Below are 20,350 nucleotides of genomic sequence, written 5' to 3'. Positions count from 1 at the left end.
CCTTGCTGACCAAGCGCATGCCGCGCGCCAGGCTCGGCACCTTGTTGCTGATGCTGGGGCTCGTTGTCCTCGGGGCTCTGGCGCTGCTGCCGTTGCGCAGTCCTGACCCGGCCGGTCTCGACGCGCCGGCCGGCGAATTCTCCGCGGAACGTGCCCGTCCGCACATTGAGCGGATCGCGACCCGGCCGCGGCCGATGGGGTCGGCCGCAAACGCCGAGGTCCGCGCGTATCTGGTCGAGCAGCTCCGCGCGTTGGGCCTGCAACCGAAGGTCCAGCAGGTGACCGCGGCCGACAGTTATCCGGATCACGCCTCGGTGGCCGGGCGGGTCAGCAACGTCCATGCGACCGTCCCGGGCACGGGCGGCACAGGGCGCGTGCTGATCGTCGCCCACTACGACTCGGTCTTCACCGGGCCCGGCGCGACCGACGACGGCATGGGTGTGGCCACCGTCCTGGAGGTCGCAAGAGCGCTGAAGTCGGGTCCGGCCCCGCGCAACACCGTGGAACTGCTGATCACCGACGGCGAGGAACCTGGGTCACTCGGCGCCAAGGGCTTCACCGACTCGGCCCTCGCCGGGGATCCGAAGAACACCGTGATCCTCAATCTGGAGGCGAGGGGCACCAAGGGACGGCTGGTGATGTTCGAGACAGGCGAGGGCAACGCTGCCTTCCTGTCGTCGCTGTCCGACCGCACTCCCTTCGCCACGTCCACCTCCGACGAGATCTACCGGCTCCTGCCGAACGACACCGACTTCACGGTCTTCCAGAAGGCCGGCTTCACCGGGATGAACTTCGCGGTGGTCGCCGGCTCGGCCCGCTACGACATGGAGCTGGACAATCTGGCCAACCAGCGACTGGAAACGCTGCAGGACATGGGTTCCACCGTGCTGGCGGCGACCAGGAAACTGAGCGGCGGCGACCTCTCCGTGCCGGAGGCCGGCGACAGCACCTACTTCACGGTGTTCGGCTTGCTGGTGAGCTATCCGCAAGGGCTCGGTACGGCACTGGCCGTCCTCGGCTCGGCCGCAGCGGCGGTACTGATCTGGTTCGCCCGCAGGCGCGGCGCCGTCCGGGTACGCGGCGTCGCGCTGGTCGCAGGGACGCTTCCGCTTCCGCTGGTCGGTTCGGTGGCGCTGGGCTTTCTCGGCTGGCAGGTACTCGTAGTGCTGCGGCCGCACTACGACGCGTTCCAGTTCGGCGATCCGTACCGCCCGGGCCCGGCGATCACCGGACTGATCGTGCTCACCGCCGTGGCCTGTCTGTTCTGGCTGCTGTGGATGCGCCGCCGGCGCGACGCCTTCACCGTCGGAGCCGGGGTCCTGTGCTGGTTCGCCGGCCTTGCCCTGCTGACCGCCTTCCTGTTGCCGGGTGCGTCCTACCTGTTCCTCTGGCCCACCCTGATCGGCGTACTGGGGCTCGCCGTTGCCCTGCGGCTGGCGGACGAGTCGCCCTGGCAGCCGGTGGCCCTATCCGCCGCCGCGGTGCCGTCCGTCGTGCTGCTCCTGCCGCTGACCGCGGTGCTGTTCCCGACTCTCGGGCTGGCGTTCTCCGGCGCGGCTCTCGCGGTCGTCGTGCTGCTGCTTCTGCCCGCGCTGCCCGGACTGCTGCCGCTCCCCCGGCGGCGGCTGGTGCCGGTGGCCCTGGCCGCTGGTGCGCTGCTGGGAGGCGCCCTGGTCGGAGTCGGTGCCGCCGCGGACGGCGTCGACGCTCACCACCCCGCCCAGGCCGGTCTGTTCTATGTGCATGACGCGGACACCGGTGCCGACTCCTGGTACAGCGACGCCGACTCCGGTGAACCCTGGGTCAGGCAGCACGCGCCGGGCCCGAAGACCTCCGTGGAAGAGCGGATTCCCGCGCTCATCCAGCCCGGGGGCTACCGCAAGGGCCCCGCGTCCGGTGGCACCACACCGGTGCCGCAGGCGAAGGTGCTTCAGCAGCGGCGCTCCGGCGACATCCGCGAGGTACGGCTGCGGCTGAGCGCCGATCGCGCGACGGCGACCGCGCTGTCGTTCTACGCGGACGCCCGCAGGACGCAACTGGTCGACGTCACGGTGGACGGGAAGCGGCTGCCGGGCGGGCGCAACAGGCAGACGTCGACTCCCTGGAAATGGGGTTGTCACCTCGTCGCTCCCGCAGGCGGCTTCGAGGTGGTGCTGCGGCTGCGCGGCGACTCGCCGGTGCCGCTGCGGCTGCTGGCCTATGCGGCCGAAGTACCGGCCTCGGCCCTCAAGTCGCCGCGCCCCGCCACGATCGCCTGGACGCCCTCCGGGTTCGGCCAGGGCATCGGCATCCGAACGATCAACGTGTGAGGAACCTCTATGAACGACGGTCAGAACATCCCTCGTGTGATCGCCCTGTGGAGTGCACCCCGAGCCCGGTCGACCGCCTTCTTCCGGTCGATGGTGGAGCGTGGTGACCTGGCCACGCTGCACGAGCCCTTCTGCAATCTCGTCGACTTCGGTGAGACCACGGTCGACGACAAGGTCGTGCGCTCCGACCAGGAGCTGATCGAGGCGATGCGGACGCTGTCCGAGCGGCAGCGGGTGTTCTTCAAGGACACCACCGACTACCGCTACCCCTCGGTGCTCGAGGACGCGCGCTTTCTGCGCGAGGCCCGGCACACCTTTCTGATCCGGCATCCGGACGAGATCGCGGCGTCGTACTACGCCCTCAAGCAGGACATGACCGCGAAGGACATCGGCCTGGAGCAGATGTACGAGCTCTACCGGGCGGCGTGCGACAAGGGCGACCGTCCGGTGGTCCTGGACTCCGAGGATCTCGTGCGGCGGCCGGTGGAGACCGTGGCCGCCTACTGCGCCGCGGTGGGGCTGCCCTCGCGGCCGGAGGCGCTGAACTGGCAGCCGGGCAAGCGCGCCGAGTGGGAGCGCTCCGACCGCTGGCACACCGAGGTGAGCAACAGCTCCGGCTTCACCGCCAAGTCCACCGAGTACGCCGCCACCGTCCGGAACAACGCCATGCTGGCGGACTTCAGTGCCCGGCACGAGCCGTTCTACCAGGCACTGTTCAAGGAGCGTCTGGTGGTGGCCTGACCCCGGTCAGCTCCGGCCGGCCGCCACGCTCCGCAGCTGACCCCGATCGACCTTGCCGTTCGGGGTCAGCGGCAGAGCGTCCAGCACAATGACCCGGCCGGGGATCATGTACGAGGGCAGCTGTCCGCGCAGATGCGCCCGGACCTCCTCGATCGACGGTGCCGTCGCACCGTCCGGCGGCACCAGGAAGGCGACCAGCGTGCGATCGGCGCCTCCGCCGGTCAGATCGACCAGCGCGGCGCCGATGCCGGGATGCTCGCACAACGCGGCCTCGACCTCTCCCGGCTCGACCCGGTGGCCGTTCACCTTCAGCTGGGTGTCGATGCGATCGAGGAACTCCAGGTTCCCGTCCGGACGCCGGCGGACCAGATCACCGGTGCGGTACAGCCGGGTGCCCGGCGGGCCGAACGGGTCCGGCACGAACTTCTCCGCGGTCAGTGCCGGGCGTCTGTGGTAGCCCCGGCCGACCCCGATCCCGCCCATCATCAGCTCCCCCGGTTCACCCAGGGGTACCGGGTTGCCCTCCGTGTCCATCACATAGGCCCGAAGGTTGGCGATGGGCTTTCCGATCGGTGGTCTGCTGTCGTGCAGATCGGGCGGACACCGGTAGTCGGTCGAGGTGACGGTCACCTCCGTCGGCCCGTAGGTGTTGTGCACCTGCCGATGCGGCGCCTGGAAGCGGTCGGCCAGCTCGCCCGGCAGGGCCTCACCGCCGATGTTCGCCATGCGCAGGTCCGGCAGCCCGGCCGGGTCCAGCAGTCGCGCCACGGCGGGCGGGATGTCCATCACGGTGACCCGTTCCGCACGGATCAGCTCGGTGAGCGCCCGAGGATCGAGCAGGGTCAGCCTCGCCCCCTGGACCAGGGTGATCCCGTTGCACAACGCGGCGAAGAAGTCGAAGACGCTCACGTCGAAGCTCGGGTTCGCGAACTGCAGGATCCGGTCCGGCGGTTCGAGGCGGTACGCCTGACGGCAGTACTCCGCCATGTTGACCACCGATCCGTGCTGGATGAGTGTGCCCTTCGGCGGACCGGTGGAACCGGAGGTGTACAGCAGATAGGCCAGGTTGTCCGGGTGCACCGGACAGTCGGGATTGCCGTCCGGCAGACCGGCCAGCGCGGCCGAGACCGCGGGGTCGTCCAGGCAGACCGGCAGGATGTCGTCGGGCAGCCCTGCGGCCGGCGCGCCGGTGGTCACCACCACCTCGCAGCCGGCGTCCTCGACCAGGTATCCCAGCCGGCTCGCCGGGTGCTGGACGTCCAGCGGCAGATACGCCGCGCCCGACTTGAGAATGCCCAGCAGAGCCACCGGAAGGCCGAGGCCGCGCTCCAGCAGGACCCCGACCACCGATTCCGGGCCGATGCCGAGCCGGTGCAGGTGGCGGGCCAGCTGGTTGGCACGCCGGTTCAGCTCGAGATAGCTGAGCTCCTCGCCCTCGAACCGGGCCGCCGCCATCGACGGCCGGACGTCCACCCAGCGCTCGAAGGACTGGTGCACGCACAGACCGGCGATGTCCGGATAGTCCTCGGCGGTGTCGTTCCATTCCCGCTGGATATCGTCGTCCACCTTCTCGTCTCCCCCGTGCGCTCGGCGGTGCTGGGACGGTCGATCCTGTCAGGACGGCACGTCCGCAAGCCGTAGGGATTCCTCCTGACTGTGTCCGTCACGCCGCATCGCACATTCTCTGTACCGATGCTTTATCCCAAGAGACAGCATGATCCGCGGCCAGGGAGGAAATCGTGGGCGGGACCCAGGCACAGAACTCCGAGGCCGCGCTGAGCTGGCATGACGGCATTCCCTATCTGCGGCTCACGCCGTCCGAACGCACCGAGGTGCGCGCGCTCGCCGAGACCTTCGTCAGGGAGTTCGGCGCAGAGGAACCGGACGAGCTGGAGCGGCTGCTGGGCGAGATCTCCCTGTACGCGCACCGGATGCCGGAGCGCCTGCGGGTGGTGTTGAACGAGTTCCGGTTGACCGGCCGGCCCAACGGCGGTCTGGTGCTGTCCGGCCTGCCGGTGGACGAGGATGCCGTCGGCACGACTCCGGGTGACTACACGGCGGAGCCCGACGGCGCGGAGGTGACCACGGCGACCGCGATCCTGCTGCTGGTCGGCTCGCTGCTCGGCGACCCCTTCTCCTACCTTTCCCAGCAGCGCGGCAAGTTGGTCCTCGACGTGTTCCCCATCGCGGGACACGAGGAGGAGCAACTGGGCTCCAGTTCCACCACATTGCTGGAGTGGCACAACGAGGACGCGTTCCATCCCAACCGCGCCGACTGGATCATGCTGCTCTGCCTGCGCAATCCGGATGCGGTGCCGACCATGTTCGCGCCGGTCGAGGGTCTGGAGATCGACGACGAGCACGGGAAGATCCTCTTCGAGGAGCGGTTCGTCATCCTGCCCGATGAGTCGCACACCGCCCAGTTCAACTCCGAGACCACCGGCATCGACGCGAACAGCAGTCAGGCGGCGGCCTTCCAGCGGATCCGGCGGATGAACCAGGAGCCGGAGCGGATCTCGATCCTCAGCGGTGATCCGGACACGCCGTACGTACGGATCGACCCCGCGTTCATGCAGCGTGAACTCGACGACGCCCCCGCAGAGCAGGCACTTGAGGCCGTCATCAGCGCTTTTGAGGCACGGATGAAAGATGTTGCGCTGGACAGCGGGGAGCTGTTGATCATAGACAACAAGCGGGCGGTGCACGGGCGGCGGCCCTTCCAGGCCCGTTACGACGGCACCGACCGCTGGCTGCGCCGCATCAACGTGACGGCGGATCTGCGGAGTTCCGCGGGCCGCCGGTTCGGCGGCCACGGCCGTGCCCTGATCTGAACACCGCCTCCCGACCCTGGAGATCAGCTTGAGGTCCCTCATCCGGCACATCACCCTCGACTGTGCGGACCCGCACGAGCCCTACGAGCTGGCCGGGTTCTGGAGTGAGGTACTCGGCCATCCGGTGGATCCGGAGGACGGGCCGGGTGACGACGAGGTGTGCCTGACGGTGCCCGACGGCCGGCCGACCCTGCTGTTCGTGCGCGTGCCGGAGAAGAAGACACTCAAGAACAGGGTGCACTTCGACCTGGGACCGGAGCAGCCGCGGGACCTGGAGGTCGAGCGTCTGTCGGCCCTCGGCGCGACCATTGTCGACGACCGGCGCAAGCCGAACGGCAGGGGCTGGGTGGTGATGGCGGATCCGGCCGGGAACGAGTTCTGCGTCGAGGGCAACGCGGCGGAACACGCGGCGGCCGAACGCGCGTACAACGCGGAGAAGGAGGCCGAAAGGAAGGCAGCCGAGTCAGCCGAGTCAGCCGGGCGGCCATGACGTCGACCGGGACCGCAGAAGGCAGCCTCCTCCGGCACCGGGACTTCCGCCTGTTCTGGACCGGCGATCTCGTCTCCCAGCTCGGGTCCGAGATGACCCTCTTCGCTCTTCCGCTGGTGATGGTGAGCACCCTGCACGCCTCCGGCACCCAGATAGGGCTGCTGGAGGCGCTGTACACCCTCCCGTTCTTCGCTCTTCCGCTGTTCGTCGGGGTATGGCAGGAACGCCGGGACCGTCGCCCCGTGATGATCGCCGCGGACCTCGCCCGCTTCGCGCTGGTGGTCACGGTTCCGGTGGGCGCGGTGCTGGGCCGGCTGTCGCTCGCCCACGTGTATCTGGTCGCCGTACTCGTCGGATCCCTGAGCGTCGTGTACGACATCGCGGCCAAGTCGTATCTGCCACGTCTCGTCCCGCCCGAACAGCTCGGGTCGGCCAACAGCAAGCTCACCACGGACCAGGCGATCAGCGCGACGATGGGGCCGGGCACCGGAGGCTGGCTGGCGGGTCTCTTCGGAGCGGCCAGCGTGCTGTTCCTGGACTCCCTGAGCTATCTGATATCCGCGGTGGCGCTGATGCGGGTACGCCACCGGGAGAAGGTGGCCGAGCCGCCGACGGCCGAGCGGAATCTGCGCCGCGAGCTCGCCGACGGACTCAGATCGGTGTTCGGCAACCCGCCGGTGCGCGCCATCGCCCTGCACGCCGCGATCTACAACGCCGGCGGGTCGTTGATCAACGTGGCCTTCCTGATGCACTTCATCCGTGACCTCGACATGGGCACATTTGCCTTCGGCATGGTGACGGTGATCGGCGGGGTCGGCGCCATCTGCGGCGCGATCGGCGTGCCCGTGCTGTTCAACAGGATCGGATACGGCCCCGCCCTGCTCGTCGCCCTGTTCTTCTCCACCAACGCCTATTTCCTGCTGCCCGCGATCACCGGTCCGGACACCGCCGTCTTCTGGTCGGCGTCCATCGGTTTCTTCTTCGGCTTCGGCGGCTCCGCCGCCGGCAGCGTGATCGCTGTGACGGTGCGTCAGAAGGTCACACCGCCCGAGTTGCACGCGAGGATGAACGCCACCTACCGGTTGATGAACTTCGGGACCATCCCCATCGGCGCCGTGATCGCCGGTGTCATGGTGGACACGCTCGGCGGACGCACCACACTCTGGCTGGCCCCGATCGTGCTGCTGGCGTCGGTGCTCCCGGTTGCCAACCGGACCATCTGGAACCTGCGGCGGCTCTGAGTCGCCGCCTCGGACCGCCGCCGCGAGATCCTTCAGACCGTGGCCGCGAGTTCCCGGATGGTGTGCTCCCCGAGCACCTTCTCCACCGGCAGCTCGACGCCGAGCTCCCTGGCGCGCATGACCACCCGCACCGCCCGCAGGGAGTTCCCGCCGGCGGCGTAGAACTCGTCGTTGACGCCGACCGTGTCCAATTCGAGCACGTCGGCCCACAACCGGCTCAACATCACCTCCGTCGAGGTCCTCGGCAGGCCGTCCGACGGTTCCCGGTCCACAGGGCCGGTCACCGCCGGCTCCTGTGTGATCTCCGCGGCCGAGCGCTGGTCGGCCAGCGGGCAGGACAGCGTCGACACGTGGGCGCCGGGGTTCGCGGATGCGGTCCGCAGCACTGAGACGATCGACTTGGCCAGCAGGTCCGCGGTCTCCTGGCCGAACAGATCCGACTGCAGCACCACGGACCCGCTCAGCGCGTCGTCCGATCCGTCCAGGTCGACCGTCACCTCGAAGTGTGCGCGTTCCTGGAGCAGCGGGACCGGTTCGATCGTCAGCCCGGCGGCCTCGACCGACTCCGGCAACCAGGTGTTGTTGACGGCCAGCATGGTCTGCGCCAAGGGCGTCTGTCCCACTCGCCGTTCCGGTTTCAGCGTGTTCACCAGGAGTTCGAAAGGGACCTCGGCGTGCTGATAGGCGCCCAGGCACCGCTCCCGGACCTGGCGGAGCAGGTCGAGAAACCCGGGATCTCCGGAGAGGTCCAGCCGCACGGGCAGCGTGTTGACGAAGAAACCGACGAGCGGCTCCAGGTCCGCCTGTGACCGGCCGGCGAAGGGCAGGCCCACCACCACGTCCTGCTGCCTGGTCCAGCGTGAGAGCACCGCCGCGTACGCGGCGAGTACGACCATGAAGGGAGTGACGTCGCCGTCCGAGGCGATCGCGCGCAGCTGCCGGATCATCGCGGCCGGCAGCTTCAGCGGCGCGTGCACCGTGTCGTAGCCGATCGCGCCGGTCGGCGCGTGATCGACCGGGAGCCTCAACGGGACGGTTCCCTCCAGTTGCCCGCGCCAGTACTCGAGCTGTCCGGCCAGTTCGCCCTCGTCCCACCGCTGTTTCTGCCAGGCGGCGAAGTCCGCGTACTGCACCGGCAGTTCGGGCAGCAGGTTCAGCGATTCGCCTCGCGTCGCCGCGGGGTAGAGCGTGGTGAGCTCGTGCAGCATGACGCCCAGCGACCAGCCGTCGGCGACCGCGTGGTGCACCACGATGGCGAACAGGTGCTCCTCGGGCGCGACCCGCATCAGCCGGCAGCGGATCAGTGGTCCTCGCCCCAGATCGAAGGGGATCAGGGCGAGACGGCGCGCTTCGGCGATGGCCTCGTCGTAGCTGCCGAGGTCGGAGACCGGAAGTTCCACCGGCTCCGGCGCCCGCACCACCTGTACGACCTCCGCGCCGTCCAGCTCGAGTACCGTTCGCAGCACCTCGTGCCGGCTCAGCACCTCGGTCATCGCCTGGGCCAGCGCGGCCGGTTCGAGCCTGCCGCGCAGGCGCAGGCCGACCGCCTCGTTGTACAGCGGCATGTCCGGCTGGATCTGTTCCAGCAGCCACAGTCGCTGCTGGCCGAACGAAGCGGGCAGGACGAAAAGATCTTCGGTCATCATGGCTCCTGCATGGGGAATGAATGCCCGGTGGCTACCGGTAGTCGCGCAGCAGCGACGTCAGGCACTCGGTGCCGAACTCCAGCGCCTCGACCGGAATGCGCTCGTTGGCGGAGTGCAGCAGTGTGCGGTGGTCGCTGCCGGCCGGCAGCTTCATCGGCAGCCAGCCGTAACAGCGGATGCCCAGCTGGGCGAAGAATCCGGCGTCGGTGGATGCGGGCGACATCATCGGCAGGGGGACGGCGTCCGGGTCTGCCTTGCGGGTGATGTCCGCCAACGTCTCGTAGAACCCGCCGAACTCGGGCTCCTCGATCCGGTCCTGGACGACCTGGAGGCCTTCCACCAGCAAATCCAGCGGCAGGTCGGGGCCTGTCAGCGCGCGCAGTTCGGAGAGGAATTCCTCCCTGGTGTGGGCTCCCGGCAGAATCCGGCCGTCCAGGTCGACGGTGATTTCGGCCGGCACCACATTGATCTTGTCGCTCGTCCGCACGATCGTCGGGTTCACGGTGTTGCGCAGCAGCGAGTCGATCTGCAGTGCCTGTGACATCGGCAGACCGGCCGGTGGCGCGTCGCCGTCGTTGTCGTCCCTGATCCCGCGCATCGCCGCGGAAAGCGGCTCCGGCAGGGCGCCGGCCAGCTCGGTCAGCATGCGGTAGGCGGCGGGCTCCTGGTGCCTCGGCAGCCGTACCCCGGTCAGCGCGGTGAGCAGCCGGCCGAGCTGTTCCATGGGCGTACCGGGCGGTGTGAGTCTGGAGGCGTGCCCGCCGGGGCCGCGCAGCGTCGCCCGGAACCAGCAGGCACGCTTCTCCGCGACGACGATCGGGTGGAACCGCCGCCCGCCGAGCTCGATTCCGGCGCCGCCCTCCTCGCCGATCGCACAGCGGATCCCGGCGAACAGCTCCGGGTGCTCCCTGACCAGCCAACGGGCGCCGGCCAGGCTGCCGTGCTCCTCGTCCGCGACCACGGCCAGCACGACATCACCGGGCGGCCGTTCTCCGGCTTGGTGCAGGCGTGCCAGCGACGACAGCATCATCGCCAGGCCGCCCTTCATGTCGATCGAACCGCGGCCCCATACCTCTCCGTCCACCAACGTGGCCTCGAAGGGCGGGTGTTGCCAGTCCTGGCCGGAGACGGGTACCACGTCGGAGTGTCCGTGCAGCAGCAGCGGCGGGGCGATGCCCCGGCCGGGGAACCGGACGATCAGGTTGGCCCGGTCCCGGCTCCGGCCCACGATCTTGATGTCCAGGTCGTCCCGGTGGGCGAGCCGCTCGACCAGATACTGGGCACAGGCGATCTCGTTGCCGGGCGGGTTGGTGGTGTTGATCCGGATCAGATCCTGCAGCAGGGGGACCGGATCGACGGCGGACGAGGTACTCATGGTCACTCCGTGGTCGAGTCGTACGCGGCGGCGAGGAGCTGGGCCGCTTCCCGGCGAAGCTGCGTAGGGGTGCCGAGCCGCACGGCGTCCACAGCGGCCCGCCGGTAGAAAACGGACACGTCGTGTTCCTCCGTCAGGCCCGCGGCACCGTGCAGGTGGACCGCCTCGGCGCTGACCTGACGGGCCAGGTCCGCGGAGAGAAACAGGGCCTGTGCCGAGGCGAGGCGGATATCCGCCCCTGAGTCCGCGTCCCCGGCCACGGCGCGCACCAGACTCATCACGGCCGTCGCTTCGGCGGCCATCGCCGCCAGCCGGTAGGCCGGCGCCTGCTGTTTGGCCAGCGGGCGGTCGAACGCAGTGCGCTTCTTCAGCCGCTCGACCGTGAGTTCCAGGGCGCCGCGCGACAGGCCGGCCAGATAGGCCGCCTGAAGGAGCCGTCCTCGCGCCAGGGCAGCGGGGTATCGCGGCCCCGGTGCCAGTACTCCGTCGGCGACTGTTTCCGCTGCGTCGAACGTGACCCGGTACAGATCTCCGCGGCCGATGTCGTCATGCCGGTGCAGCACCACGCCCGGCTGCTCCACGGGCACCAGCGCGTGTCCGGGCTCGCCGATCACGAGCAGGAAATCCACCTCCGCCGCGAAGGCCACGAAGCGGCGCGTTCCACCGACCACGCCGCGGTCTGCGTCGAGTGCGATGGGCCGGGGCACGGACGGCTCGTCCGTGCCCTGCTCGCGCACAGCGAGCGCGATGGTCCGGTGCCCCGCCGCGATCTCGGCCAGCAGCGGGTCGTGCCGGCCGTCGCCGGCCAGCAGGTCGGCTGCGATCATGGTGTCCAGGAACGGGCTCTGGTAGAGCGCGGGCCCCATGAGCTCGGCTGTCTCCACCAGCCCCGCCATCGCGTCGGCCGGTCCTCCCAGCCGGGGCGCCAACGCGGGACGCAGCCCTCCCAGTTCGGCGAGCGTGGACCACACGCTGTGCCGGACGGCACTGTCCTCCTCGTCCGGCAGTTCCTGCCCGGCGCCCTTGGCCCTGGCCCCGAGACGGCGCAGGACAGGGTTCAGCTCCTCGTGGAACAGTTCGGTGAGGTTCACAACAGGCCCAAACCGTTGGTCGCGATCAGGTAGAGCATGATCTCGGAGGTCCCGGACGCCAGCCGGTGCGCCGGTCCCAGCCGGTGGTTCGCCTCCAGCAGGCCTTCGGCGGGCGCCTCTGCGTCCCAGCTGGACAACACGCCGCCCGCCCCCTCGATCTCCATGCCGGCCTGCAGGATGGGGCGGAACTGCTCGCTCACGTACCACTTGGACATCGCCGAAGCGACCGGATCAGGCTTGTCGTCGGCGAGGTTGCGGACCATCTGCCAGGCCATCGCGTGGCCGGCCCGCAACTTGGCGTCGAGTTCGACCAGCTGAACGGCGTACACCGGGTCCGTCAGCCTGCCGGTGGCGGCGGCCCGACGGATGATCAGATCGAGCAGCCGCCGCGCCTTGCCGTGGAAGTCGATGCCCGTGCGCTCCAGTTGGAGCAGGTCGTTCAGCATCCACCAGCCGTCGTCCACCCGGCCGACGACATCCGCGGCGGTGAGCCGGACACCGTCGATCACCACCAGGTTGAACTGGTCGTTCTGCATGCTCGGCACCGGTTCGATGTGCACGCCGGGTGAGCGCAGCGGCAGCAGGAACAGGGTGATGCCGTGCATCCCGACCGCTCCGTCGGTGGTACGGGCGGCGCACAGCGCGACGTCGGCGAACTGGGACTTCATGTTGAAGACCTTGGTGCCGTACAGCCGCCATCCGTCCTGGTCGGGCTCCGCCCTGGTGCGCAGCGCGGACAGGTCCGAACCGGCTTCCGGTTCGGTGAACAGCACGCTGGCCGTCTGTTCGCCACGGGCCAGCGCGGGCAGGTGCCTGCGCTTCTGCTCTTCCGTGCCCGCCTTCACCAGGAACATCCCGACGATGTCGATGCTGAGGACGTGCACGTCGTCGGGCACCCCGGCCAGCGTCATCTCCTCGGTCACCACCGCGGCTTCCCTGGCACCCAGGCCGAGACCGCCGTATTCGACCGGCCAGTTCGGGGCCAGCCATCCGCGTTCGCCGAGAAGGCGGTAGAGATCCAGCCGGGCGGCCTCCTCGTCGGGCCGATGGCCGGCGACGGTCTTGAGCGTGCGGCGGACCTCGTCGCCGGCGAAGAAGCGCCGCACCTCCTGACGGAAGGTCTCCTGTTCCAGGACGGCCGGTGGAGCGGAACTCGTCACGGGGTCTCCTCGAGTTGCGCAAGCAGGGTCGCCAGCTCGTCCTCGGACGCGTCGTCCAGCTCACTCGCTTCGATCAGCTCGGCGAGCTCCGCGATGGTGGACCGTACGAACAGGTCCCGCAGGTCCACCTCCACACCGAACACACCGCGGATCCGGGACGCCAGCTGCGTCACCTTCAGCGAGTTGCCGCCGACGGAGAAGAAGCTGTCGTGTACGTCGATCTCCAGCGTCTCGTCGAGCAGTTCACGCCAGATCTCGGCGAGCATCAGTTCTGTCTGCGTGGAGGGCGCCACGGCCTGGCGCGCCGCTGCCTTGCCCGGTTCCGGCAGCCGCTTGCGGTCCAGCTTGCCGCTGCTCGCCCTCGGCAGTTCGGGCAGTACCACGAACATGGCAGGCACCAGATGGGCCGGCAACCGGTCGACCAGGTAGCGCCGCAGATCTTCGGGCTCCGCCTCACGGCCGGGCGCCGTGGACAGATAGCACACCAGGCTTGCCTCGGCACCGGAGCCCCACGCGACGACCACGGCCTCGGCGACCGCGGAGTGCGTCTCCACCGCGTGCTCGATCTCACCCGGTTCCACGCGCAGGCCGCGAATCTTGATCTGGTTGTCCACCCGGCCGAGGAAGTACAGGTTGCCGTCGGCCTGACGGCGCACCAGGTCCCCTGTCCGGTACAGCCGCGCACCGGGCTCGCCGAACGGATCGGGCACGAAGCGCTCCGCGGTCAGCCCGGGTTGATGCGCGTATCCGCGGGCCACTCCCACACCGCCGATGAACAGCTCACCGGGCACGCCGACCGGCACCGGGTTGCCGTACCGGTCCAGCACATGCGCCTGGTAGTTCGCCATCGGCGTGCCGATGGGGGGCATGGCGGCGTACGTGCCGTCGGGGCAGAGATAGTCGATGCAGGCCACGGTGGCCTCGGTCGGACCGTAGCCGTTGTGGAACTCCCGCCCCGGAATGTTCCACCGGTTCACCAGCTCGCCGGGGAACGCCTCGAGCCCCACGAACAGAGCTCTCAGCGCCGGGAACGTATCGGCGTCCAGCAGTCCCAGCACGGCCGGGGGCAGGTCGGTGACGGTGACCCCCTCCTCGCGCATCAGCCCGGCCAGACGTTCGGGGTCCAGCAGGGTCGCCTTGGACGCCTGTACCAGCTGCGCGCCGGAGCACAAGGCGCTGAAGAAGTCGAACAGGCTGACGTCGTACGAGGGGTTCGCGAACTGCAGAACCCTGTCCCCCACGCCGAGCCGGAACATCTCGATGCTCGCCCGGGTGAAGTTGACGATGCTCCGGTGTTCCACCTGGACCCCTTTGGGCTTGCCGGTGGAACCCGACGTGAAGATCATGTAGGCGAGGTTGCCCGGTCCGACGCCGGAACGCGGCCGCTTTGTGGAGTGCTGACCGAGCGCGGGGTCGTCCACGCAGACCGCGGTGACTCCGGGCGGCAGCTCGCCTGCCCGGTCGCTGGTGGTCACCACGATCTCGCAGCGCGCCTCGGTCAGTCCGGTCTCCCAGCGGCCGGCCGGGTGGTCCGGGTCGAGGGGCAGATAGGCACCGCCCGCCTTCTGGACGCCGAAGAACGCGGTGGGCAGTTCCGGGCCGCGGTCGAGCAGCACACCGACCACGGTCTCCGGGCCGACGCCGACGGCTTGCAGCGCCCACGCCAGCCGGTTGGCCCGGTCGTCCAGCTCGCGGTAGGTGAGCCGGTGACCGTCGAAGGATGTCGCCACAGCGTCCGGCGATGTGTCCGCCACCGACTCGAACAGTTCGTGCAGGCATCCCTCCGGCACGGGCGCGGTCCTGCCGCTGACTTCGGTCAGCCGGTCGCGTTCCGGCTCGGTGAGCATCGGCAGCCGGCTCAGGCGGAGGTCCGGATCGGCCACCACTGCATCCAGGATCTGTGCATAGTGACCGAAGAGGCGCTCGATCCGGTCGGCGTCGAACAGGTCGGTGGAGTACTCCGCCCACAGCCGGATGCCTTCCGGGATTTCCGTGAGCTGGACGGCAAGGTCGAACCGCGCGGTGTCCCCCTCCAGGGGGTACGCCTCGACGTCGACGCCGGCGATCTGTGCCGATTCGACGCCGGCGTGCTGGAGAGTGAAGGACGTCTGGAACAGCGGATTACGGCTCGGGTCACGCTCGGGGCGGAGCTCGTCGACCAGTCGGCCGAAGGGCAGCTCCTGGTGGAAGTGGGCTCCGAGCACCGTTTCGTTGGCTCGCGCCAGCAGTTCCCGGAACGTGGGGTCCCCTGCCGTGGAGCAGCGCAGCACCACCGTGTTGGCGAAGAAACCGATCAGCGGCTCGATCTCGGGACGCTCACGCCCGGAGAACACCGACCCGACGACGATGTCGTCCTGGCCGGTGTAGCGGTCGAGCATCACCATGAAAGCGGACAGGACCACGGTGAGCAGGGTGACCCGCTCGGCCCTGGCGAGCTGGTTGAGGTTCGCGCGCAGGTCCAGGGGCAGCAGGCAGTCCGTGGCCGCGCCCGCCTGCGAGGGCACGGCCGGGCGGGCCCGGTCCGTCGGCAGGTCCAGTGTGGGCAGATCCGCCAACTGCCGCTTCCAGTAAGCCAGATGGTCGTCCAGCACCGCCCCGGTCATCCTTCCGCGTTGCCAGACGGCATAGTCGGCGTACTGCACCGTGAGTTCGGGCAGCCCTGCCGGTTCGCCGGTGAGTTCCGCCCGGTAGAGCTGGAACAGTTCGCCCACCACGATGGGCATCGACCAGCCGTCGCTGGCGATGTGGTGCAGGGCCAGGACGAGCACGTGCTCACGGGCCCCGACTCTGACCAGATGCGCGCGCAGGACCGGACCGTTCTCGAGATCGAACGGCGCCTGGGCCAGCCCGAAGACGAGATCACGGACCTCTTGCTCGTCCGCCCCGGTCAGATCCGTCACCGGGAGCGGTACCGCGTTCCCGGGCTGGGCCATGTCCTGGTAGGGCACACCGTCGCGCAGCGGATACCGGGTGCGCAGGATCTCGTGCCGGTCCGTCAACGCGTTCAGCGCCCTGCCCAGGGCCCGCTCATCGAGATCGGCACGGAGCGACAGGATGACCGGGGCGTTGTAGACCGACGTGCCCGGCGCCAGCTGATCGAGGAACCACAGCCGTTGCTGGGTGTACGAGAGCGGCAGTGCCCGGTCGCGGCTCACCGGGACCACCTGCTCGCCCGTGCCGCGCACTCCTGCGCGTTGACGTTCCCTCAGCGCGAGCAGACTCCTGCGCGTCTCGGCCAGGCTCTTCCCGCCGGTATTCGATGGATTCGACATCACAGGCTCCCGACGGTTGCGACTCTCTTGACCGTGGTTCCGGCGCCGGCGAGCGCGTCGCGCACCGGGTGGGCGACGCGGCCGTCGGCGATCACCACGGTGCCCACCCCGGCGACCAGTGCGTCATGGGCGGCCTGCAGCTTCGCGGTCATCCCGCCCATGATCGCCGCATCACCGGACGGCTCCTCGGACACGGTGATCTCCGGCATCAGCGAACTCTCGTCGGCCGGATCGCGAAGCACCCCCGGTGCGGCGGTCAGCAGGACCAGCCGTACCGGCCGGCTCCGCGCCAGCGCACCCGCTATCGCCGCCGCGGCTCGGTCCGCATCGACGTTGACCGCCTCGCCGTCCTCCCCGATGGCGGGCGGCGAGACGGCGGGCAGGCATCCCGCGTCCAGCAGGGTGACCAGGAGGGAAGGGTCCACCGTACGGATCCTTCCGCTGTGGTCGTCACGGATCACGACCTTGCGGCCGGACAGCACCGCTCTGTGCGTGGCGGTGCGCTTGGCCGTCACCAAGCGGGCGTCCATGCCCGTCAGTCCCACCGGACGGGCGCCGTGCCTGGCCAGCGAGGCCACCAGGGCAGGCTTGACCTTGCCCGCCAGCGCCATCAGCAGCACCTCAAGGGTGGCGGGGTCGGTGTACCGGCTCGACGAGCCGCTCGGCGTGGTCAGCCGACGCTGCGGTACGCCGAGCCGGCCGGCCAGCAGGTCGAGTTCGGCGGCACCTCCGTGCACCAGAACCGCCCGTCCGGCCGGCAGCGCCGCCAGGTCGCGGCAGATGGCCTCATGGTCGAGCGAGAGCCCGCCGCCGCATTTGACCACCGTGATCTCGTCAGTCATCAGGCTCCCTTACGCCGGATGCAGACCGGGGAATTCGAGTCCGAGCGACTCGTCCCAGCCCATCCGGATGTTCAAGCTCTGCACGGCGTTGCCGGCACCGCCCTTGACCAGGTTGTCGAGTGCGCCGATGAGCAGCATCTGACCACTGGCCGGGTCCAGTGCGAACCCCACGTCGCAGTAGTTGGAGCCGAGAAGGATCTTCGGCTCCGGAAGCCGGTAGTTGCCGCGCTTCTGGGTGATCACCCGGACGAACGGTTCCTCGGCGTAGCTGGCGCGATAGGCGCCGCGTACTTCCGCCTCGGTGACCTCACGGCTCACCGTTGCCCGGCACAGCACCTGCACCCCGCGCACGGCGTCCACCCCGGTGGCCGTCATCCGCACATCCAGGCCGGTCGACTGGGAGATCTCGGCCTGGTGCCGATGGTTGAGCGGGGCGAACACCCGGAGCACGCCACTGCGCTCGGCATGCAGATTCAGCTCTCCCGCGGAGGCGCCCGAGCCGCTGGAGCCGACCCGGCCGTCCACGGTGACGCGCGACTCGAGCAGTCCTGCGCCGGCAAGCGGGCGCAGGGCCAGGATGGCGGCCGTGGCCATGCATCCGGGCACGCTGACCGTGTCGGCGGTGCGCAATGACTCGCGGTACAGCTCCGGCAGGCCGATGACCGCCTTGCCGAGCAACTCCGGCGCAAGATGCTCGCCGTAGTGCTCGCGATAGCGATCGGGATCAGCGAGGCGCAGATCCGGGCTGAGGTCGTAGACGATCTTGGCTCGGGCCACGAGTGAGCTTCGCTGCTCCACGTCGGCCACCGATGAGCTCGTCAGGAACAGTACGTCGCATTCGGGCAGCCGGTCGGGGGAGATGTAGGCGAGGTCCACCCTGCCGCGCAGGTTCGGATGATTGCCGTCCACCCGTCGACCGGCCAGCCGGGAGGAAGTGACTGCGGTGATCTCGAGCTCCGGGTGCCCGGAGATGATCCGGAGCAGCTCGCCTCCGATATAACCGGCCCCGCCCACAATCCCCACACTGGTCACTCGCCCCAGTCCTCCTCGACCTCCGGCGCCACTGCGACTACCAGCGGGTCGACCGAAATGACCTCGAGTTCACCAGCACAGTCACCGCATTCGATGATCTCGTTGAGCTCGGGCTTTTCCGCGAATTCTACGTTCGCGACACATTCGGGACAGGCCACGATCAATTTTCTACCTCCGCCTGAAGGTCATTCGTTCAACACCTAGCCTCGCCGTTTCGCTTGAATACGGCGGCTGTTGCGGCGGAAACGCGAAAGTGCCTTCCTGACCTGGGACGATGAACCTTGCTGAGGGGTTCTGTCGGTCCAGGCGGAGGGCACTTTCTACGTGCAGGGTATCGGGTTGCGTCCCAAGATCCATGTCAGCGCCGATGGTTCGGGGGTGGTCGGTCATGCCGGGGCACGGCTGCTGGCGGATCTCGCCGATGCCACGGGGTTGACCGCCGCGTACTCCGCCGCGCTCAGGCCGCTTCGACCGCGCGGGACGGGACATGACCCCGGCCGGATCGCCACCGACCTGGCGGTGATGCTCGCCGACGGCGGTGAGGCCATCGCGGACCTGGCCGTGCTACGGGACCAGGTAGGGGTGTTCGGCCCGATCGCCTCGACACCGACGGCCTGGCGGCTGCTCGCCGACGTCGACGAGACCGCCCTCGCCTCGCTGGCTTCTGCTCGCGCCCAGGCCCGGGAAGTCGCCTGGCTGCAGGCCGCCGAACACGGTGAGGGCATACCCGCAGTCCGCACCGCGGGGCGCTTGCTGCCCGGTCTGGTCCTGGATCTCGATGCCACGCTGATCGCCTGCCACTCAGAGAAAGCGCAGGCCGCACCCACCTACAAGGGCGGCTTCGGGTTCCACCCGCTGCTGTGCTTCCTCGCCAACACCGGCGAGGCACTGTCCGGCCGGCTGCGGCCCGGGAATGCCGGCGCCAACACCGCGAGCGACCACATCACGGTGCTCGACCAGGCGCTCGGGCAGATCCCCGAAGCCCACCGGCACGGCACCGACCTCCTCATCCGCACCGACGGCGCCGGATCCGCAAAAGCCTTCCTCGCCCACGTCCGCGACCTGCGCAAACGAGGAATCCGTACCTTCTTCTCGGTCGGATACGCCATCACCGAGCCGGTCCGACGCGCTATCCGGGCCATGCCCAGCCGTCTCTGGCATCCCGCCCTGGACCAGGACGGGACACTGCGTGCCGGGGCCGAGGTCGCCGAGCTGACCGGCATGGTCGACCTGGACGGCTACCCGGCCGGCACCCGCATCATCGTGCGCCGGGAGCGGCCGCACCCCGGAGCCCAGTTGTCCCTGTTCGACCAGGACGAGGGCCTGCGGCATCAGGTGTTCCTCACCGACACCCCTTCCCCCGGTGGTGGATCCGCCCAGTTCCTGGAGGTCCGTCACCGCGGCCATGCACGCGTCGAGGACCACATCCGGTGCGGCAAGACCACCGGCTTCGGCCGCTTCCCCTCCCGCGACTTCAACGTCAATGCCGCCTGGCTCGAACTCAGCCTTGCGGCGATCGACCTGCTGGCCTGGATGCGCGTCCTGCTGCTGGACGGTGAACTCGCGTCTGCCGAGCCGAAGAAGCTCCGCTACCGGCTGCTGCACGTCGCCGCACGCCTCACCCGCGGCGGTCGGCGTCTGCGCTTGCGGATATCGGCGACCTGGCCCTGGAGAGACGAACTCGCCACGGCATTCCATCGCCTCGCCGCACTGCCCCGACCCGCCGGCTGACCGGTAACCCCCAGCCCGCCCACGACCCGAAAGACCTCGGAGAACCCGACCCCCGCGCCGGGACTCCGCCATGCCCGAGCAGAGAAAACACTCGCCCACCCGACAGCTGACGATCAGCGACGCCTCATCACCCCCAACCGAAACAGCGAGGCTAGAGGCTCGCGAAATCTCAGGCACGCGGACAGTAGGGGAAACCCCCGACAGGTGGACGGTCATCGCCTCGAGGACGCGTTCGTACTCCGAGAGCAGCCGGGTGGTCCGCCGGCGCAGCGCGGGTACGGCGGCGGCACGCTCTGCGCGCGCCGTGGCCACCGCGATCCGCAGCGCCGACCAGTGGTGCGCCACCGCGTCCACCCGCCTGGACAGTTCGAGCAGACGGGCATCGGCGAAGCGCCGTCCGGCCAGTTCCAGAAATGCCGCGTGCAGGCCGGTCACCGCCAGCACGGGCCCTGCCACGATGAACACCTCGTCCACCACCTCGGGCATGGTCTCGATCCGGTCCCACGAACCGGCCAGGAAGGTGCGCAGCCCGGGCAGTCCCGATGTGGCCGGATCTGCCGGATCGGTGAACGCGCGCAGGTTCTCGGTG

At 69.4% G+C, this 20,350-nt stretch carries 15 protein-coding genes; 6 read left to right on the top strand and 9 right to left on the bottom strand.

All coding sequences use genetic code 11. The features are described from left to right. Positions 1-2: 2 nt before the first annotated feature. On the top strand, positions 3-2,309 hold the full coding sequence (locus OG883_RS12880; protein ID WP_266539333.1) for a M20/M25/M40 family metallo-hydrolase: 2,307 nt from the start codon (positions 3-5) through the stop codon (positions 2,307-2,309). A gap of 9 nt (positions 2,310-2,318) precedes the next feature. Next, positions 2,319-3,050, top strand: a complete 732-nt coding sequence (locus OG883_RS12875) for a sulfotransferase family protein (RefSeq protein ID WP_266539330.1) — start codon at positions 2,319-2,321, stop codon at positions 3,048-3,050. Positions 3,051-3,056: 6 nt separating this feature from the next. Here the strand turns inward: OG883_RS12875 and OG883_RS12870 are convergent, their stop codons facing one another. Further along, on the bottom strand, positions 3,057-4,616 hold the full coding sequence (locus tag OG883_RS12870) for an amino acid adenylation domain-containing protein (protein WP_266539327.1): 1,560 nt from the start codon (positions 4,614-4,616) through the stop codon (positions 3,057-3,059). 173 nt (positions 4,617-4,789) lie between these two features. Here OG883_RS12870 and gntD point away from each other — a divergent pair, with 173 nt between their 5' ends. From gntD to OG883_RS12855, 3 genes are read left to right on the top strand one after another with little or no spacing between them, the layout of a single operon-like run. Beyond that, positions 4,790-5,881, top strand: a complete 1,092-nt coding sequence (gntD, locus tag OG883_RS12865) for a guanitoxin biosynthesis L-enduracididine beta-hydroxylase GntD (RefSeq protein WP_266539324.1) — start codon at positions 4,790-4,792, stop codon at positions 5,879-5,881. A gap of 28 nt (positions 5,882-5,909) precedes the next feature. Next, positions 5,910-6,371: a VOC family protein gene (locus OG883_RS12860; protein WP_266539321.1), complete on the top strand. Its 462-nt coding sequence runs from the start codon at positions 5,910-5,912 to the stop codon at positions 6,369-6,371. Continuing rightward, positions 6,368-7,612 carry an MFS transporter gene (locus OG883_RS12855; protein WP_266539318.1) on the top strand — a complete coding sequence of 415 codons (1,245 nt, stop codon included), beginning with the start codon at positions 6,368-6,370 and terminating at the stop codon, positions 7,610-7,612. Before OG883_RS12860 ends, OG883_RS12855 begins: the two co-directional genes overlap by 4 nt. Positions 7,613-7,644: 32 nt before the next feature. On the opposite strand, the gene OG883_RS12850 is transcribed toward OG883_RS12855, so the two are convergent. From OG883_RS12850 to lysW, 8 genes are read right to left on the bottom strand one after another with little or no spacing between them, the layout of a single operon-like run. Then, entirely contained in the window at positions 7,645-9,255 is a 1,611-nt protein-coding gene (locus OG883_RS12850) for a condensation domain-containing protein (RefSeq protein ID WP_266539315.1), read from the bottom strand. Positions 9,256-9,289: 34 nt separating this feature from the next. Next, positions 9,290-10,633 carry a M20/M25/M40 family metallo-hydrolase gene (locus tag OG883_RS12845; protein WP_266539312.1) on the bottom strand — a complete coding sequence of 448 codons (1,344 nt, stop codon included), beginning with the start codon at positions 10,631-10,633 and terminating at the stop codon, positions 9,290-9,292. A gap of 2 nt (positions 10,634-10,635) precedes the next feature. Next, entirely contained in the window at positions 10,636-11,724 is a 1,089-nt protein-coding gene (locus OG883_RS12840; protein WP_266539309.1) for an acyl-CoA dehydrogenase family protein, read from the bottom strand. After that, positions 11,721-12,884, bottom strand: a complete 1,164-nt coding sequence (locus OG883_RS12835) for an acyl-CoA dehydrogenase family protein (protein ID WP_266539306.1) — start codon at positions 12,882-12,884, stop codon at positions 11,721-11,723. Before OG883_RS12835 ends, OG883_RS12840 begins: the two co-directional genes overlap by 4 nt. Next, on the bottom strand, positions 12,881-16,156 hold the full coding sequence (locus OG883_RS12830; RefSeq protein WP_266539303.1) for an amino acid adenylation domain-containing protein: 3,276 nt from the start codon (positions 16,154-16,156) through the stop codon (positions 12,881-12,883). Before OG883_RS12830 ends, OG883_RS12835 begins: the two co-directional genes overlap by 4 nt. Next, entirely contained in the window at positions 16,156-16,998 is an 843-nt protein-coding gene (locus OG883_RS12825) for a [LysW]-aminoadipate kinase (RefSeq protein WP_266539300.1), read from the bottom strand. Before OG883_RS12825 ends, OG883_RS12830 begins: the two co-directional genes overlap by 1 nt. A gap of 9 nt (positions 16,999-17,007) precedes the next feature. Beyond that, a complete protein-coding gene (argC, locus tag OG883_RS12820; RefSeq protein ID WP_266539297.1) occupies positions 17,008-18,030 on the bottom strand; it encodes an N-acetyl-gamma-glutamyl-phosphate reductase in 1,023 nt (340 codons plus the stop codon). After that, positions 18,027-18,191: a lysine biosynthesis protein LysW gene (gene lysW, locus OG883_RS12815; RefSeq protein ID WP_266541483.1), complete on the bottom strand. Its 165-nt coding sequence runs from the start codon at positions 18,189-18,191 to the stop codon at positions 18,027-18,029. The genes argC and lysW overlap by 4 nt, the downstream gene beginning before the upstream one ends. Before the next feature lie 178 nt (positions 18,192-18,369). Here lysW and OG883_RS12810 point away from each other — a divergent pair, with 178 nt between their 5' ends. Next, entirely contained in the window at positions 18,370-19,761 is a 1,392-nt protein-coding gene (locus tag OG883_RS12810) for an IS1380 family transposase (protein WP_266539294.1), read from the top strand. The last annotated feature ends 589 nt before the right edge of the window (positions 19,762-20,350 follow it).

This window comes from Streptomyces sp. NBC_01142 (assembly GCF_026341125.1).
In the GTDB taxonomy this organism is placed as follows: Bacteria; Actinomycetota; Actinomycetes; order Streptomycetales; family Streptomycetaceae; genus Streptomyces.
This window is presented reverse-complemented; position numbering and strand designations above follow the sequence as displayed.

What these genes read in the sequence shown, in the direction of transcription:
- OG883_RS12825 (WP_266539300.1), bottom strand. Translation starts at nt 16,998, where the DNA reads ATGACTGACGAGATCACGGTGGTCAAATGCGGCGGCGGGCTCTCGCTC.
- OG883_RS12830 (WP_266539303.1), bottom strand. Translation starts at nt 16,156, where the DNA reads ATGTCGAATCCATCGAATACCGGCGGGAAGAGCCTGGCCGAGACGCGC.
- OG883_RS12875 (WP_266539330.1), top strand. Translation starts at nt 2,319, where the DNA reads ATGAACGACGGTCAGAACATCCCTCGTGTGATCGCCCTGTGGAGTGCA.
- OG883_RS12855 (WP_266539318.1), top strand. Translation starts at nt 6,368, where the DNA reads ATGACGTCGACCGGGACCGCAGAAGGCAGCCTCCTCCGGCACCGGGAC.
- OG883_RS12850 (WP_266539315.1), bottom strand. Translation starts at nt 9,255, where the DNA reads ATGACCGAAGATCTTTTCGTCCTGCCCGCTTCGTTCGGCCAGCAGCGA.
- OG883_RS12845 (WP_266539312.1), bottom strand. Translation starts at nt 10,633, where the DNA reads ATGAGTACCTCGTCCGCCGTCGATCCGGTCCCCCTGCTGCAGGATCTG.